Here is a 16,988-nt window from a genome sequence, read left to right on the forward strand (position 1 = left end):
GCGAGGACCCATGCTCGGTCCCGTCCTTGCGTAAGAACAGGAGGGCGGGACAACCCTCAGTCGGCGTTCACTCTCGCCAAGCGCGGCGAGAGCAGGTGCACGACGGTGATCGCGATCAGATACGTGCTGCCCGCGACGGCGAAGATCAGCGTGTAACTGCCTGTGGTCTGGAGGACGTACCCCGTGAACTTGGCCATCATCATGCCCCCGATCGCGCCGACCGTGCCCCCGATCCCGACCACCGACCCGACTGCGCCACGCGGGAACATGTCCGAAGGAATCGTATAGAGGTTGGCTGAGAACGCCTGGTGCGCCGCCGTCGCCAGACCGACGATCCCGACCGCGAGCCAGAGATTGTCGACATATTGGGCGAAGAAGATAGGCATCACCAGGAACGCGCAGGCCAGCATCGTGATCTTCCGCGCGAAGTTGGCGGAATAACCGCGTTTCATCAGCTTCGACGAAGACCACCCGCCGGCCACGCTGCCGAGGTCGGAGAGCAGGTAGATCGCGACTAGCGGCGGTCCGAAGCTCTTGAGATCGAGATTATAGGTCTTGGCGAGAAAGTCCGGCGTCCAGAACAGGAACAGCCACCAGATCGGATCGATCAGGAACTTGCCGAGTGCGTACGCCCACGTCTCACGGTAGCCGAGCAGCTTGATCCAGCCGATCTTCTTCGCCGGGTCAGCCGGATCGCTCTCGATATGCGCCAGTTCCGCCGGCGACAGCTTGGCCACTTCGCGGGGGCGGCGGTAGATCGCGATCCAGGCGACGAGCCAGACCAGGCTGATCGCGCCGGTGATGATGAACGCCATCCGCCAGCCGAACGCGATCGTGATGATGGGCACGATCAGCGGCGTGATCACTGCGCCGATGTTCGCGCCTGCGTTGAAGACGCCGGTCGCGAAGGCTCGCTCCTTGGCGGGAAACCACTCCGACACGGCCTTGATGCCTGCCGGAAAATTGCCTGCCTCCCCTAGACCAAGCACGACGCGGGCGGCCGAGAACTGGAACGCGTTGCCGGCGAATCCACACAGCGTGTGGCCGAGCGTCCAGATCACGAAGGCGACTGAATAGCCGATCCGCGCGCCGAGCACGTCGACGATCCGTCCAAAACTAAGATATCCGATCGCATACGCGGCCTGGAACCAGAAGATGACGTCGGCATAGGTCGTCTCGTTCCAGCCGAGTTCGGCGGAGATGGTCGGCTTCAGCACGCCGATCATCTGTCGGTCGACATAGTTGATCGCGGTCGCAGCGAACAACAGGCTGCAGATCAGCCAGCGATAGCGGCCGATCTTGCCGCCTACTCCTGCGTCACCGATCGCGCCGTTCGCGTCGGGCGCGCCCACCTCCGGCATGTTCATGCTCGCCATTGGCTTCTCTCCTAAAGACAGCCTCTAGCGGGCCTTGATGGTGCAGTGGACGGCGAACCGTCCGTCGAAGCGCGCCTCGACCCGGTCGCCGATCGCGACCGGATGGACGCCGGTGACCGCGCCGGTCGAGACCCATTGTCCCGGCGACAATGCGATTCCGCGGGCGGCCAAGTGTTCGAGCAGATAGCGGACCGCGCCGAACGGCCCGTCTAGCATCGTCGCACTCGTCGCGGCACCGATCAAGGCGTCGTTGATCAACAGCTCGACCGGCCATGCGTTGACGTCGCCCTCGCGCCACCCCTCGGCATCGGCGCCGACGACCAGCCCGTTATTGTTGCCGAAATCGGACACGGTGACGGTCGGCCCGAGCGCGTTGATGCCGGGGAAAGGCGAACTCGCGATCTCGATCCCGACATGCACCGCGTCGACCATCGCGCGGGCTTCGTCGATCGTGTAGGTCGACTTGGCAGGGTGGGATGCGGTGCCGATCCTGAGCAGGAATTCGGCTTCTGCCGCGGCAAACCCTTGCGCGAACACCGGCATAGCGACCGGATCGGCGCTGGCCATGACGATTTGATCGGCGAAGATTGGGCCGGTCAGGCGGTCGATCCCGTCGAGCGGCGGGTTGATCCGTCCGACCTTCCAGCCCGCCACGACGCCGTCCGCGAGCAGCAGTGCCGCGTCCTGCACGGCATAGCCCTCATCGAGCGTGACCGGCACGTCGCCGGGAAACTCGAAAACGACGCCGCCGTCGCGGCGCGCGTCCACGAAGGTCTGGGCGATCCGTGTCGTGTTGGTCGTGTTCGGCTGTGCCGCCAAGAACCCCTCCTGTAATGTCGTTCTATTTTTTCGAAGCGTATGGGAAACCGGTGTCATTGACAAGTCGACTTGCTCAGCCCGCGAACAACGACGTCCAGTCTTCGTTGTGAGCGTCGTTCGCGGCGCGGCCGAGCGCGGCCATAAGCGCAGCGTCCTCAAGCACTTCGCGAGGGATGCCAAGGCCTTCGTCCGTCAAGCGCGCGACGATTTCCGCCGGGCTGCCCTCGAATGCGAGTATGGCCAGCCTGTTGCCGGCGGGGTCGACGATCGGCTGTCCACTGCGCGATCGGCGGATCAGGAACGCGGTCCAGGCGCCGAATGCCGCGACGACGTGCGTCGGCATGCGTCCGGCGCGGCGGTTGGCGATCAGCGTGTCGCCGAGGCGATAGGGCAGCTTCTGCGAACCGTCCTGTGCGATCTGGTCGAGCCGGTGGACGATTACCGGGTTGCGGAAGCGCTGCAGGACGGCTGCGCGATAGTCCTGGATGTCGAGCCCGTGGACGGGGGGCAGCATCGGGATGATGTCGCGGACGATCATCGCGTCGAGGAACGCGGCGAGTTCCGGGTCACGCATCGCGTCGACGACGCTGCTCGATCCGCGCAACAGGCCGGCATAGGCGAGCGTGGAATGCGCGCCGTTGAGGATTCGCAACTTGGCCTTTTCATAGCCGCCGACATCGGTGGTGACGGCCGCGCCGACGCTGGCGAGGTCGGGGCCGAGCTGGCACCCGATGTCTTCGATGACCCATTGTGTGAACGATTCACGCTGGACCGCGGCGCGATCCTCGACGCCGAGCGTCGAGGCAATGTCGCCGTAGAGCGCGGCGTCGCTCGCTGGGGTGATCGAATCGACCATCGTCGAGGGTATTCGCACCTCGCCCGCGATCCAGTCCGCCAGCGAGGGGTCGGTTCGGGTCGCGAAAGCCAGAAGTGCTGCGTGCAGCTTGGCGCCGTTGCTCGCCAGATTATCGCACGGCATCGGCACGAACGGGACGGTCCCGGCGGCCCTGCGCGCGGCGAGGCCGGCGACGATCCAGCCGACGACGCTGCGCGGAACCGTGGTTCCGGCCAGGTCGTGGACGATATCGGGATGGCCCATGTCGAGCGTGCCATCGCCCCCGAGACAATAGCCCTTTTCGGTCACGGTGGTCGTCACCAGCGCGACCGCCGGGTCGGCAAGCAGCGAGTGGGTCTCCGCCGCGTCCTCAGGCCCGAGGAAGCGGCGGTGCGCGCCGATCACGCGCATCGACGGATCGGCGTCGCGGATCGCAAGCGTATAGAGCCCGTCCTGCTCCGCCAGTGCGTCGATCGTACCGCGCGTCCGCATCGATACCGCCGCGATCCCCCAGCGAGGATCGTGCGTAAGCAGGTCGTCGACATAGGCCGCCTGATGCGCGCGGTGAAATGCGCCGGGGCCGAAATGGACGATGCCGACGCCGCCCGCTGACCGTGCCTCTGGGCTTTGTATGGATGCGGGCAGGGTGGAGAGGTTTGCAAACGACAACCGGTTCACAGCGTCACGCCTCGTTTCCAGATCGCGATCTCGCGTTCGCCGTTGCGTTCGGCGGCGGTCTCGGCGCCCGACGCGACGTCCACGATGCGCGCGAGCAGCGCTTCTTCGGTCGCCGGAAAGCCATCCTCCAGGACGGCGCCCGCATCGAAGTCTATCCAGCCCGGCTTGCGCGTGGCGAGATCGGTATTGGACGCGATCTTGATCGTCGGCACGGGGAAGCCGAGCGGCGTGCCTCGGCCGGTCGTGAACAGGATCGCTGTCGCCCCCGCCGCCGCCAGCGCGGTCGAGGAGACGGCGTCATTGCCCGGCGCCTCCAGCAGCGTGAGCCCATCGACCCGGATGCGCCCGCCATAGTCGATCACGTCCGAGACCGCAGCGCGCCCGGCTTTCTGGACGGCGCCGAGGGACTTTTCCTCGAGCGTGGTGATGCCGCCGACGACGTTGCCGGGCGAGGGATTCTCCGACACCGTCTCGCCGTGATCGAGGAAGTAGCGTTTGAAATCGTTGACGACTGCGACGATCCGGTCGAACACGGGCTCGCTGGCAGCGCGGTTCATCAGCATCTGTTCCGCGCCGAAGATCTCGGGGATTTCAGTCACGAGGACGCGGCCGCCTGCCGAGGTGACACGGTCGCTCATTCGACCGACCAATGGGTTCGCGGTGAGGCCCGACAGGCCATCCGACCCCCCGCATTTGACGCCGAGGACGAGCTTGTCGACACCCACGGTCTGGCGCGATGCCTTCGCCAGCGCAGCGAGTTCGGCGACTAGCGCGCAGCCCTCCGCGATCTCGTCGCCACTGGCCTGCGTCGTCAGCGTTCGGATCATGCCGCGGCGGGCCTCCGGGATCGTCGCGAGCAGCGCCCTGATCTGGTTCTCCTCGCAGCCCAGCCCGACGATCAGCACGCCGCCGGCATTGGGATGACAGGCGAGGCTTGCCATGATGGTCCGCGTGCCTTCCAGGTCCTGACCGAGCTGCGAGCAGCCGTGCGGATGCGTGAAGGCGTGGACGCCGTCGACCGTATTACCGACCAGTGCTGCGGCCTTCGCGGCGATACGCTCCGCGGTGCGCGCGACGCAACCGACGGTCGACAGGATCCAGATTTCGTTACGCGTGCCGACAACGCCGTCGGCGCGGACATAGCCTTCGAATGTCGCAGTAGATGCGACCGGCGGCGATGCAGAGTCGACCGGATCGAACCGGTAGGCGAGCGTGCCTTCGAGCCCGGTCTTGAGATTGTGGGAGTGGACGCACGCACCGGGGGCTATCGGCTGCGTCGCGGTGCCGATCGGAAAGCCGTACTTGACCACCGGATCGCCCACTGCGATCGGAGCGAGCGCAACTTTGTGGCCACGCCCGATGTCGGCGGTCAGGATCAGGCTAGCGGCGTCGACGCCCTCGCCGACCGTCACGATCTCGCCCGCCAAGGCATCGTCAAGCAGTGTCGCGACGCCGTCGCGCGGATCGACCCTCAGAGCAGTCGCCATCGCATCCTCTTCTATCGGTAACCGGTGTCAGCATTATGTGACGACCCAGGCTTTTCCGCAAGACGGCTGGGTCGGGTCGGGCTATGTCGTCTTGATGCAGAAAACCGGCCAGCCGACGATCAACGACGTTGCCCGGATCGCCGGGGTTTCCAAGAAGACGGTGAGCCGGGTGATCAACCGATCGCCGCTGCTCAACGACGATACGCGCAAGCGGGTAGAGGACGTGATCGGCGAGTTGGGCTACATTCCCAACCCGCAGGCACGGGCGCTGGCGCTTCGGCGAAATTTCCTGATCGGACTCGTTCACGACAACCCAAACGCTCAGACCGTGCTGAACGTGCAGCAGGGGATGCTCGAGGCGTTGCAGGGGACCGAGTTCGAGATGGTTGTACGACCGCTCGATCGCGGATCGGCGACGATGCTCGACGACCTCCGCCACTTCCTCGAACGGCAGCGACTTTTCGGGGTGCTGTTGATGCCACCGGTCAGCGAGAATGATTCCGTCGCCAAGCTCTGCGACTCGATCGGCTGTCGGTATGTCCGGATGGGCTCTGCGGTGATCGACGATACCGATCACATGGTCGCGTCGAACGACCGTGAGGCGGTGCGCATCGCGACCGAGTATCTGATCGAACAAGGGCATCGCCGGATTGGTCTGGTCGCCGGACCGCATGGATTTCGCTCGGCGCGCGAACGACGCCTGGGGTTCGAGGACGCCTTGGCTGCAGCGGGGATCTCCCTGCCGCGCAGCATGATCGCGGACGGCAACTACACGTTCGAGTCGGGACTGGTCGCGGCGGAGCGGTTGCTTGACGTGATGCCCCGACCGACTGCGATCTTCTCGTCCAACGACGAGATGGCGGCGGGGATCATTCACGCTGCGCGGCAACGTGGGCTCGACATTCCAGGCGACCTGTCGATCATCGGCTTCGATGATACGCCGATCGCCGCGCACGTCTGGCCGCCCCTGACCACCGTGCGTTGGCCGATAGCATCGATGGCACGCTCGGCCGCTTTGAAGTTGATCGCAGGGGTCGGTGACGGCAGCGATCTGGTCGAAGAGCCGTCGCTGTTCCTCTCGACACTGATCCGGCGCGCCTCGGTTTCACCGCCGGCCGGCACCGAGACCCGATGAACTGACGGGATTGAATGTTGCGCAATCTGCTGACACCGGTTACCAAGTCGGGTGAGGATCGCGCGAAGCGGCAGGGAGGATGGACGATGACAAGGGCTCTGGAACTGCATCCGGACCGCCTTTTTCCGGTGGAGCCTGCGATGCGTGCGATTGCGCGGGCGTTGTACGCCGAAGTGGCGACGTTGCCGATCATCAGTCCGCACGGCCATACCGATCCGACGTGGTTCGCGGACAACGTCAACTGGACCGACGCGACCTCGCTGCTGCTCGCGCCCGATCATTATCTCTACCGGATGCTCTACAGTCAGGGCGTCGAACTGGATGCGCTGGCGATCCCGCGGTTGAACGGCACGCCCGCGACCGATCCGCGTGCGGCGTGGAAGCTGTTCGCCCAGCATTATGCGCTGTTTCGCGGCACGCCGTCGCGGTTGTGGCTCGATCACGTGTTCGCAGACGTGTTCGGGATCGACGTCGCGCTCGAAGCGTCGACCGCGGACCGGTATTTCGACATCATCAGCGAGAAGCTTGCGTCCGACGCTTTCCGTCCTCGCGAGCTGTTCGACCGGTTCGGGATCGAGTTCCTCGCGACCACCGAGGGCGCGCATGACGATCTCGCCGCGCATCGCCGGATCCGGCAGTCGGGCTGGGACGGGCGGGTGGTCACGACCTATCGCCCCGACGGCGTGATCGACGTCGAGCATGAGGCGTTCAAGCCGGCGATGGCGCGGTTCGCAGAACTGACCGGCGAGGACGTGTACGACTGGAAGGGCTATCTCGCTGCGCACCGCAAGCGCCGGGCCGACTTCCGTGCAGCGGGTGCCACTGCCACCGATCACGGGCATCCGACCGCCGCGACCGCGAACCTATCGAACAGCGGGGCGGAGGCACTGTTCGCCAAAGTGACGCGCGGCGATTGGACGTCGGCCGACGCTGAACTCTTCCGCGCACAGATGCTGACCGAGATGGCGGCGATGTCGGTCGAGGACGGCATGGTGATGCAGATCCATCCCGGATCATCGCGCAACCATAATGCCGGGCTGTTCGCGAGCCATGGCCGCGACAAGGGCGCCGACATCCCGACGCGGACAGATTACGTCCATGCGTTGAAGCCGTTGCTAGACCGTTTCGGCACCAGCACGCGGCTGTCGATCATCCTCTTCACGCTCGACGAAAGTACGTATGCACGAGAGCTGGCGCCGCTTGCCGGGCATTATCCGTGCCTCAAGCTCGGGCCGTCGTGGTGGTTTCACGACAGTCCTGAGGGGATGCGTCGGTTCCGCGAGATGACGACCGAGACCGCCGGGTTCTACAACACCGTCGGGTTCAACGATGACACGCGGGCGTTCCTTTCGATCCCGGCGCGGCACGATGTCGCGCGGCGGATCGATTGCGGATTCCTAGCGCGACTGGTCGCCGAGCACCGCCTTGCCGACTGGGAAGCCGCAGAACTCGCGCATGATTTGACCAGCGGCCTCGTGCGTCGTGCCTACCGTCTCGACGAACCTCTTTTCGCTGCGCAAGCGGCCTGACCGGAGTCCCTTATGTACGACCGCACCTACTACGCCACGCATCCCGACATGATGGAGTGCGTCTCCAACGACGAACTGCGCGACCGCTACCTGATCCAGGACCTGTTCCGCGATGGCGAGTGCGTACTGAACTACACGCATGCCGAGCGCTTCGTGATCGGCGGCGTCGCCGTTGCGAGCGGTAGCGTGAAGCTGCCCGACCAGGCCGAGCCGGCGTCTGCGGCAGGACACCCGTTCCTCGAGCGGCGCGAACTCGCCGTCGTCAACGTCGGCAAGGTCGGCGGCACCGTCACGGTCGACGGCGAGACGTTTACGCTCGGCAACAAGGACTGCCTGTACGTGACGATGGGCGCGAAGGACGTCCAGTTCTCGGGCGACGGCGCGCGCTTCTATCTGGCGTCGTGCCCGGCGCACAAGGCATTCACGACGCGTGTGATCTCGGTTGGCGATGCCACCACGCTGGAGCGGGGCAGCCTCGAGGACTCGAATGAGCGGACGATCTATCAGATGGTCATCCCCGGGATCTGCGACAGCGCGCAGCTCGTCATGGGGCTGACGGTCCTGAAGCCCGGCTCGGTTTGGAACACGATGCCGCCGCACATCCACGAGCGTCGCAGCGAGATCTATTTCTACTTCGAGCTCGACGATCTCGAGAAGGACCGCGTGTTCCATTACATGGGCGAGGGCGAGGCGACCCGGCACATCGTGATGGCGAACGAGGAAGCGGTGATCAGCCCGCCCTGGTCGATCCACATGGGCTCGGGCACCAAGGCCTATGCGTTCATCTGGGCGATGGCGGGCGAGAACCAGGATTATACCGACATGAACGTGCTGGATATCTGCCAGCTGGCGTGATGAATTCCCCCTCCTGCGTGCGGGAGGGGGCTGGGGGTGGGTGCCCACTCACCACCATCGATCCGCTTAAGGAAAGCGCGAGCCCACCCCGGCCCCCCTGTAAGCGGGGGGAGGAGAAGAGCATGACGAATCCCTTCGATCTGACCGGCACGGTCGCCGTCGTCACCGGTGCGAACACCGGCATCGGCCAGGCCATCGCGGTTGCCCTTGCAGCCGCAGGCGCCGACGTGGCGTGTGTCGGACGCACGCCTGCCGAGGATACCGTCGCGCAGATCCGCGCGCTGGGGCGCAAGGCCGAGATCGTGTCCGCGGACCTTTCGACGATCGAGCCTGTCCAACGCGTCGTCGACGAGACGGTGAGCAAGCTTGGCAGGCTCGACATCCTCATCAACAACGCCGGGATCATCCGTCGCGCTGACGCAGTCGATTTCACCGAGGCGGACTGGGACGCGGTGATCGACACCAACCTGAAATCGGTGTTCTTCCTCTGTCAGGCGGCGGGGCGACACATGGTCGCGAATGGCGGGGGCAAGATCGTCAACATTGCGTCGATGCTGACGTTCCAGGGCGGCATCCGCGTACCGAGCTATACCGCCTCCAAGTCGGGCATCGGCGGTCTCACCAAGCTGTTGGCGAACGAATGGGCGAGCAAGGGCATCAACGTCAACGCGATCGCGCCGGGCTACATCGCCACGAACAACACGGCCGCTTTGCAGGCCGACGAGGAGCGCAACGCGTCGATCCTGGGGCGCATCCCGGCGGGCAAATGGGGCGACGCGTCCGACCTCGGCGGGGCGGCGGTGTTCCTTTCATCGGCCGCGGCGAAGTATGTCCAGGGTCATATCCTGGCGGTCGATGGCGGCTGGCTGGCGCGCTGAAGATCCTCCCCGGTACTGGGAGGATTAGGTGAAGGGGTGATATGAGCAAGTTTCTGGCGTTCGGCGAGATCATGCTGCGGTTGTCGCCACCGGGGCGCGAACTGCTGCTCCAGACGCCCAAGCTTGACGTGTGGGTTGCCGGCGCCGAGGCCAATATCGTCACGCAGCTAGCGCGGCTCGGCCACGATGTCGGCATGGCGACGATGGTTCCCGACAACGACCTTGGGCGTGCTGCGATCACCACGCTGCGGGGACACGGGGTCGACACGTCGACGGTGACGCTCGGCGGCGAACGGATGGGGCTGTATTTCGTGACCTCGGGCGCAGGGTTGCGCGCGACCGAAGTGATCTACGACCGTGCCTGGTCGTCATTTGCCGAAGCACCGGTGAGCGCCTGGGCCTGGAACACGCTGCTGGCCGGCGTCGATCGCTTCCACTTGTCCGGTATCACGCCGGCGCTTGGCCCCGTCCCTGCGGAAAGCGCACTCGCTGCCGTCGAGGCCGCGACCGAACGCGGCATTCCGGTGTCGTTCGACGGAAATTGGCGTGGGAAATTGTGGGAGCGGTGGGATTCCGATCCGCGCGCGATCCTGACCAAGCTTGTCGAGCATGCCGACCTGATGTTCGGCAATCACCGCGACATCGCGCTGCTGCTCGGACGCGATTTTTCGGGCGACGCGGAGGATCGGCGACGCGAGGCGGCGGTGGCGGCATTCGAGGCCTTTCCGCGGTTGCAGACGATCGCGTCGACCGCGCGGCATGTCGAGCATGTCGACCTCCACCGGTTGTCTGCCCGCATCGATACGCGTGCAGAGCATGTCCAGACTGACGAGGTCGTGCTGGCCGGCATCGTCGACCGGATCGGTGGCGGCGACGCGTTCGCGGCGGGCGTGCTGCACGGGCTGCGCACCGGCGCGGACATCGGCGAGGTTGCGCGGATCGGCCTTGCGCTCGCGGCGCTGAAGCATTCGCTACCTGGGGACGCCAGCCTGTTCCGGCAGGCGGATATCGATGCGTATCTCGCTGGTGGCCTCGATGTCCGCCGTTGACGGCTGGACGCGGCGCTCGGCGCTTGGTGCGGGCGCGGCGACTTTGATCGCGGGCGCCGTGCAAGCCACGGTGCCGCTTGCGCCCGTCGAGGTACGATGCGCTGCCGGCGCGTTCGTCGGGATGCCACTCGGGCCGGGGAGCGACGGCGTCACGGCGTTCAAGGGCATTCGCTACGGTCGCGCCAAGCGGTTCCGCGCGCCCGAACCGATCCCGCGCGCCAGCGAGCCGGTATCCTCCTTTGCGTTCGGTGCGGTATGTCCGCAGTCAGGACCGTACGGGCCGCAATCCGAGGACTGCCTCTTCCTCAACATCTGGACCGCCGCCGCCGACCCGCGCGCGAAGAACCCGGTGATGGTCTATATCCACGGCGGTGCCTATTCTAACGGTAGCGTCACCGATCCGCAGAACGACGGGCAGGCGCTGGCGGCACGAGGCGACGTGGTCGTGGTGACGGTCAACCACCGCCTTAACGCGCTCGGCTATCTGTATCTCGCGCGGCTCGATTCCCGGTTTCCTGATAGCGGCAATGCGGGGCAGCTCGATCTGATCCTCGCGCTCAAATGGGTGCGCGACAACATCGCGGCATTCGGCGGCGATCCAAGCCGGGTGATGGTGTTCGGTCAGTCGGGCGGGGGCGCGAAGATCGCGACGATGATGGGCATGCCCGCCGCTGCCGGCCTGTTCCACCGCGCGGCAACGATGAGCGGCCAGCAGGTGACCGTATCGGGTCCGCTGAACGCGACGGCCCGTGCGCGCGCATATCTGGCGAAGCTGGGCGTAGCCGAGACCGATCTGTCGCCATTGCTGACACTGCCGGTCGAGAAGGTGGTGGAGGCGCTGGGCGCTACCGATCCGATCATGGGCGGAGGGGTGTATTTCGGCCCGGTGCTGGACATGACCTGGCTGACCCGCCACCCATTCTGGCCCGACGCGAACCCGCTCGGCAACCGCATTCCTATGCTGCTCGGCAATACGCATGACGAGACACGTGCGTTCATCGGCATCGATTCGCCAAAGGTTCGTGGGCTCGACTGGAGCAACGTCGCGACGCGAATGGCACCCGAGCTACGGATCGACATCCTGCCCGAATGGGTGGTGGCTCAGTACCGCGCGCAGTATCCGGATTGGTCGCCGACCGACGTCTTCTACGGAGCGACGACCGCCGGCCGCAGCTGGCGCGGCCAGGTCATCGAAGCCGAGGCTCGCGCCGACGCGAAGGCGCCGGCCTGGGTCTACCAAGTGGATTTCGCATCGCGGACCGAGCCTCGACGCGGGGCGATGCACACGATGGACATCCCCCTGGTGTTCGGCACGCTGGGTGCAGAGGGATCGCAGACGGGCACGGCAGCGGATGCGCGCGCGGCATCGAAGGCAATGCAGGACAGCTTCGTCGCGTTTGCGGTCACCGGGAATCCCAACCATGCGGGTGCGCCGAAATGGCCGATCTACGATCGTGCAGCGCGATCGACGATGATCTTCGACGCGCGGTCTCGGGTCGAGGCCGATCCACGCTGTTGGGAACGCGAGCTGTTTGCGCGCGTGCCGTACATACAGCCGGGGACCTGACGCTATTTGCGGGGGATCGGATAGGCGATGATCAGGACGAGCGGACCGGCGCCGGTTTGGCGGATGCCGACCGTCTCGCCATCGAACAGATAGGCCGTCATGCCAGTCCGCAGGTCTTGCGTAGCCCCGCCGGAAGAGACCGCGCCGGTGCCAGATACGACATAGTAGACCTCGTCGTGCGCGATCCGGTGCAGTCCGATCGCGCTGCCTGAGTGCAGGATGCGTTTGCGGAACTCCATCGTCCGGCCGGTCACGCCGTCGCTGATCCGGTAGGCGGTGCTGGATCCGATTGCACCGTGTGGCGTGGGCTCCTCGCGCATCGTTGCCGCCTCGTCGACGATGACCATCGCGCGGGACGCAGGTTTCTGGGCAGCACTCGCCGCGCAGAGGAAAGCGCTGATCGCGATGGCTGTGATTGCTGCCCGTGACATCCATGCATCTCCTGTTTCGTACGATGTGGGACGCGGCATGTTGACACGTCAAAATTCATGCGACATTGTTCTGACACCGGTTACCTAGGCACGCAAGGGACGGGGGAAGGACCTGCAAGAGCTGGCCTTTCGGGAGAGGATCGGGTGTCCCCGTCGCACGATACGGGTCCAACTCTCCAAAACAGTCAGGTCGGCGGCGCAATGACGACACGTCGACCGCGCAACCGGTGTCATCGGCAACGGCCGAATGGGGAGTGGAAGCAATGGAAGTTCAAGCATCGGCAGCGATTCGGCGAATGGGCTGGCTTGGCGGCGTGTCCGCCGGCAGTTTGGTCCTCGCGCTCGTACTGCCTTCGATCGCATCGGCGCAGGCCGCACAGATTCCCAACAGCGTGACGCCAGGAACGCCTGCACAGGTCGATCCGTCGCCCGCGCAGACCGCGGTCGTGCCACAGGGCGACGTAGCCGATCCCGCAGCAACGACTGCACCGCAGACCGGACCTGAAACGGTGCCCGCCGAAGGCCAGACCGCCGAGATTGTCGTCACGGGCTTTCGCAAATCGCTCGACGCGGCGCTCAACGTGAAGCGCCAATCGGTTTCGGCGGTCGACGCAATCGTCGCCGAGGACATTGCCAAGTTTCCCGACCAGAACCTCGCTGAATCACTGCAGCGCATTCCCGGCATCTCGATCCAGCGTGACGCGGGCGAGGGGCGCGCGATCACCGTTCGCGGCCTGGGCGCTCAGTTCACTCGCGTTCGGGTCAACGGCATGGAGACGGTCGCCACCTCGACCGACGGCGCGAGTTCGAATCGCGATCGTGCGTTCGATTTCAACGTTTTCGCGTCCGAGCTGTTCAATTCGATCGTGGTGCACAAGACCGCCGAGGCCTCGCTCGACGAAGGCTCACTCGGCGCGGTGGTCGATCTGAACACGGGCAACCCGCTCGGCGGCAAGATCGGCTTCACCGCGGTCGGCTCCGCGCAGGCGAGCTACAATGATCTCAGCAAGAATTTCGGACCGCGCCTCGCTGGGTTGCTGTCGTGGAAGTCGGCTGACGGGACGTTCGGCGTTTCGGCGTCGGCAGCGTATTCGAAGACAAACAATTTTCAGCTCGGTAACAACAGCGTGCGCTGGGCGCAGGGCGTGTTCGACTCGGTCGACGGAACGCGCTGCTTCACCACACCGAACCGCGGCGGCGTCTATGTTCCGAGCGCCGCCTGCACGAGCGCCGCGCTCGCCTTCCATCCGCGCATCCCACGCTACGGGACGATCCGCCACGAGCGCGAGCGGCTGGGGATCACCGGCAGCGTGCAATGGTCGCCGACCGATGCCACCAAGATCTCGATCGACGGCCTCTATTCGCGGTTCAAGGAAACCCGCGAGGAGAAGTGGGGCGAAGTCCTGCTGCGCTCCAACGAGCGCTCGATCGACATCAGCAACTACGCGATTGATGCGAACAACAACCTGATCAAGGCGACGCTCAACGACGCTTGGGTCCGCACCGAGCATTATGTGCGCGATTCCAAGACAGAATTCTACCAGATCGGCGGCAGCTGGGATCAGGATGTCAGCGACACTTTCCGCTTCACGCTGATGGGCGGCGTTTCGAAGTCGGATGCGACGATCCCCGTCGAGACGACGTTCGTCTTCGACGACCGCGACGCGCAGGGCTATAGCTACGACTATACCGACATGAAGCGGCCGACGCTCACCTTCGGCACCAGCGTCACCGATCCGGCCAATTTCCAGCTCGCCGAGATCCGCGATCGTCCATCGCAGACGATCAACAAGTTCCGCACCGCGCAGTTGCGGACCGAATGGGACGTGACCGAGGGGTTCCAGATCAAGGCGGGTGGGCTGTACCGCAAATTCACCTTCGATACGGAGGGCTTCTCGCGGGACACGGTCGTCTGCCCGAATGCCGGCGGACGCGATCTGGTGCTGGGAACGCTGACCTGCTCGCCCTCCACGCAGTTCGGGCCTACCGCGGTGTACGGCTTTCCGGCGGGGAATCTCGGCGAGCTGTTCAACATCGGCAATTCTGGCCAGCCCGCGGGCACTACGACCAGCTTCCTGATCCCCGATATCGATAAGGCAGCGGCGTTTACTGGTCTGTACGGGCGGACTCCGACCGTGCTCGTCGGCGATACGCGCAGCGTGTCCGAGCAGGTGACCGGCGGCTACACCGAGTTCAACGTGAAGGGCGACATGTTCGGCCTGCGCTACGCCGCAAATGCGGGCGTGCGCTATGTCCGCACCAAGCAGCGCTCGACCGGGCTGTCGTCGGCGACCGCCGCCGGCGTCACCGTGAACACGCCGGTGACGGTCGGGCGGAGCTATGACGATTGGCTGCCCGCGATCAACGTGGCGCTGTTCCCAACGGAAGACGTGATCATCCGCGGGGCGATCTCCAAGGTGCTGACGCGGCCGAGCCTGGGCAGCCTGACCCCGGGTGGGTCGGTCGACGGCTTCAATTACCGCGTGACCTTCGGCAATCCGCAGCTTGATCCGTTCCGCGCGACCGCGTTCGACATCTCGGCCGAATGGTATTTCGCGCCGCAGTCGATCTTCTCGGTCGCGTTGTTCAAGAAGAATGTCGAGAGCTTCCCCGTCACGCAGACGCGGAGCGGGACGTTCGCGTCGACGGGCCTGCCGCTTTCGGTGATCCCGGCAAGCTCGCCAGCCGCGCAGCAGCCCGAATTCCAGGAATGGCAGATCAACTCGCCCGTCAACGGCACGGGCGCATCGCTCAAGGGCATGGAGATTGCCCTTCAGTCGACGTTCCGCTTCCTGCCCGGGTTCCTAAAGAATTTCGGCGTGCTGGCGAATGCGACGTTCGTGGATTCGAGTGCCAGCTACTCCCAGGGCGGTCCGGCGACGACGATCACGCAGCCGGGCGGCGCGCTCGGCTCATTGCCAAATACGACCCGCACCGCGACGCTCTATGGCCTTTCCAAGCGCGCCTATAACGGCACGCTGTATTACGAGGATGCCAAGTTCAGCGCGCGCGGATCGATCAGCTATCGTAGCCCATATATCGATGGGGCATCGGCGACTGGGAACCTGTTCGAGGGGTATAATTCGTCGCTGAACGTCGATGCGTCGATGCGCTACAAGCTGACCCCGGCGTTGGAGCTGTCGGTCGAGGGCACCAACCTGACCGACAATTTTCGCAGCCGGTATACTGATCTCGACGCAAACCGGAATTACGAGAACAATCACTTCGGCCGTACCTTCCTCGTCGGCGCACGCTTCAAAATGTAAGCCGCGCCGGGCATGGTCTCTTCTCTCCTCGGGCGCATTCCTCACGGAGTGCGCCCTTTTTTAATGGGCCGAAGCGTATGATCGATCGTCGGAGTGCAATCCTGGGTTCGCTGGCCGTCGGTCTGTCGGCCAGCGGCGATGCGCAGACTCCGCCGCCCGCCCAAGTCGGTGGCCGGTGGCCGCGGCAGCCGGACCCGACCGAAACGATCGACCTCTGGCCAGCCGGAGCGCCGGGTGCGCCGCGGAACTTGCCGGTCGAGATCGTCGAGGACCGGGCGACCGGTGCCGCGGCTACCGATCGCGCCGTCCACGGTATCGCCCGCCCGCGCATGGTCGTGTTCCGGCCCGCCAAGCCGAACGGATCGGCGGTGCTGGTGATGCCGGGCGGCGGTTATGTCCGGATCGTCGTCGACCGCGAGGGATACGAGATCGCACGCCGGCTGGCGGATCGTGGCTGGACTGTGTTCGTACTGTTCTATCGGTTACCCGGCGATGGCTGGGCGGCTGGGCCGGACGTTGCCTTGTCCGATGCGCAACGGGCGATGCGGCTGATCCGCGCACGCGCCGGCACATACGGGATCAAATCAGATCGTGTCGCAGCGATGGGGTTCTCGGCGGGAGGCCATGTCTGCGGTGACTTGGCGACGAGGTTCGCGCAGCCAACCTACACGCCCATCGACGCTGCGGATCGAAGCAGCGCACGGCCCGATGTCGCGGCGCTCATGTATGCGGTGCAATCGATGACGCTGCCGCTCGCGCATCCCGGATCGCGCGCGCTGTTGCTCGGAGCCTCACCCACGCCGGCCCTGGAGAACGCGCATTCGACCGCCTCGAACGTGACGTCGGCGACGCCGCCCTGCTTACTAGTCCACGCCGAAGACGACCGGAGTGTCGTGGTCGAGAATACGTTGGCGTTTCGAGCGGCTGCGATCAAGGCCGGCGTGGCGGTCGAAACACACCTGTTCGCGACCGGGGGGCATGGCTTCGGCTTGAGCAGGGCGGTCGGCAAGCCAGTCGCGCTATGGCCGACGCTGTTCGAGGAATGGGCGCGCGCGCAAGGCCTTGGGTGAGCGAAGCGCGCCG

General features: G+C 65.4%; 13 protein-coding genes. 8 read left to right on the plus strand and 5 right to left on the minus strand.

Features of this window, described 5'->3' with window-relative positions; all coding sequences use genetic code 11:
• Positions 1–56: 56 nt before the first annotated feature.
• From IFT71_RS18130 to IFT71_RS18145, 4 genes are all read right to left on the minus strand, one after another.
• Positions 57–1,376 (minus strand): MFS transporter, encoded by a 1,320-nt coding sequence (locus IFT71_RS18130; RefSeq protein WP_031393785.1) that lies wholly within the window; start codon positions 1,374–1,376, stop codon positions 57–59.
• Between the two features lie 24 nt (positions 1,377–1,400).
• Positions 1,401–2,195: a 2-keto-4-pentenoate hydratase gene (locus IFT71_RS18135; protein ID WP_244655035.1), complete on the minus strand. Its 795-nt coding sequence runs from the start codon at positions 2,193–2,195 to the stop codon at positions 1,401–1,403.
• 73 nt (positions 2,196–2,268) lie between these two features.
• Positions 2,269–3,708: a mannitol dehydrogenase family protein gene (locus tag IFT71_RS18140; protein WP_192142713.1), complete on the minus strand. Its 1,440-nt coding sequence runs from the start codon at positions 3,706–3,708 to the stop codon at positions 2,269–2,271.
• Positions 3,705–5,195 (minus strand): UxaA family hydrolase, encoded by a 1,491-nt coding sequence (locus IFT71_RS18145; protein ID WP_192003751.1) that lies wholly within the window; start codon positions 5,193–5,195, stop codon positions 3,705–3,707. Before IFT71_RS18145 ends, IFT71_RS18140 begins: the two co-directional genes overlap by 4 nt.
• A 94-nt stretch (positions 5,196–5,289) precedes the next feature.
• Between IFT71_RS18145 and IFT71_RS18150 the strand changes: the two genes are divergently transcribed.
• The 6 genes from IFT71_RS18150 to IFT71_RS18175 all read left to right on the plus strand — a co-directional run bounded on the left by IFT71_RS18150 (position 5,290) and on the right by IFT71_RS18175 (position 12,208).
• A complete protein-coding gene (locus IFT71_RS18150; protein WP_031393789.1) occupies positions 5,290–6,330 on the plus strand; it encodes a LacI family DNA-binding transcriptional regulator in 1,041 nt (346 codons plus the stop codon).
• An 86-nt stretch (positions 6,331–6,416) separates the two neighbouring features.
• Positions 6,417–7,859, plus strand: coding sequence for a glucuronate isomerase (uxaC, locus tag IFT71_RS18155; protein WP_192142719.1), 1,443 nt, complete (start codon positions 6,417–6,419; stop codon positions 7,857–7,859).
• A 12-nt stretch (positions 7,860–7,871) separates the two neighbouring features.
• Positions 7,872–8,714, plus strand: a complete 843-nt coding sequence (gene kduI / locus IFT71_RS18160) for a 5-dehydro-4-deoxy-D-glucuronate isomerase (RefSeq protein ID WP_031393791.1) — start codon at positions 7,872–7,874, stop codon at positions 8,712–8,714.
• 122 nt (positions 8,715–8,836) lie between these two features.
• Positions 8,837–9,592, plus strand: coding sequence for a 2-dehydro-3-deoxy-D-gluconate 5-dehydrogenase KduD (gene kduD / locus IFT71_RS18165; protein ID WP_031393792.1), 756 nt, complete (start codon positions 8,837–8,839; stop codon positions 9,590–9,592).
• Positions 9,593–9,633: 41 nt separating this feature from the next.
• Entirely contained in the window at positions 9,634–10,641 is a 1,008-nt protein-coding gene (locus tag IFT71_RS18170; RefSeq protein ID WP_031393793.1) for a sugar kinase, read from the plus strand.
• Complete coding sequence (locus IFT71_RS18175) at positions 10,628–12,208, plus strand: carboxylesterase/lipase family protein (protein ID WP_192071774.1); 1,581 nt, start codon at positions 10,628–10,630, stop codon at positions 12,206–12,208. Before IFT71_RS18170 ends, IFT71_RS18175 begins: the two co-directional genes overlap by 14 nt.
• A gap of 2 nt (positions 12,209–12,210) precedes the next feature.
• Here the strand turns inward: IFT71_RS18175 and IFT71_RS18180 are convergent, their stop codons facing one another.
• Positions 12,211–12,555, minus strand: a complete 345-nt coding sequence (locus IFT71_RS18180) for a cupin domain-containing protein (protein WP_192071775.1) — start codon at positions 12,553–12,555, stop codon at positions 12,211–12,213.
• Positions 12,556–12,935: 380 nt separating this feature from the next.
• Between IFT71_RS18180 and IFT71_RS18185 the strand changes: the two genes are divergently transcribed.
• Together IFT71_RS18185 and IFT71_RS18190 are read left to right on the plus strand one after the other, a co-directional pair.
• Entirely contained in the window at positions 12,936–15,905 is a 2,970-nt protein-coding gene (locus tag IFT71_RS18185) for a TonB-dependent receptor (RefSeq protein WP_192003749.1), read from the plus strand.
• 77 nt (positions 15,906–15,982) lie between these two features.
• The gene (locus IFT71_RS18190) at positions 15,983–16,975 is read left to right on the plus strand and encodes an alpha/beta hydrolase (protein ID WP_192142721.1); all 993 of its coding nucleotides are present in this window, start codon (positions 15,983–15,985) and stop codon (positions 16,973–16,975) included.
• Positions 16,976–16,988 lie beyond the last annotated feature (13 nt).

Source organism: Sphingomonas sp. CFBP 13733 (genome assembly GCF_014841795.1).
Classification (GTDB): Bacteria; Pseudomonadota; Alphaproteobacteria; order Sphingomonadales; family Sphingomonadaceae; genus Sphingomonas; species Sphingomonas aerolata.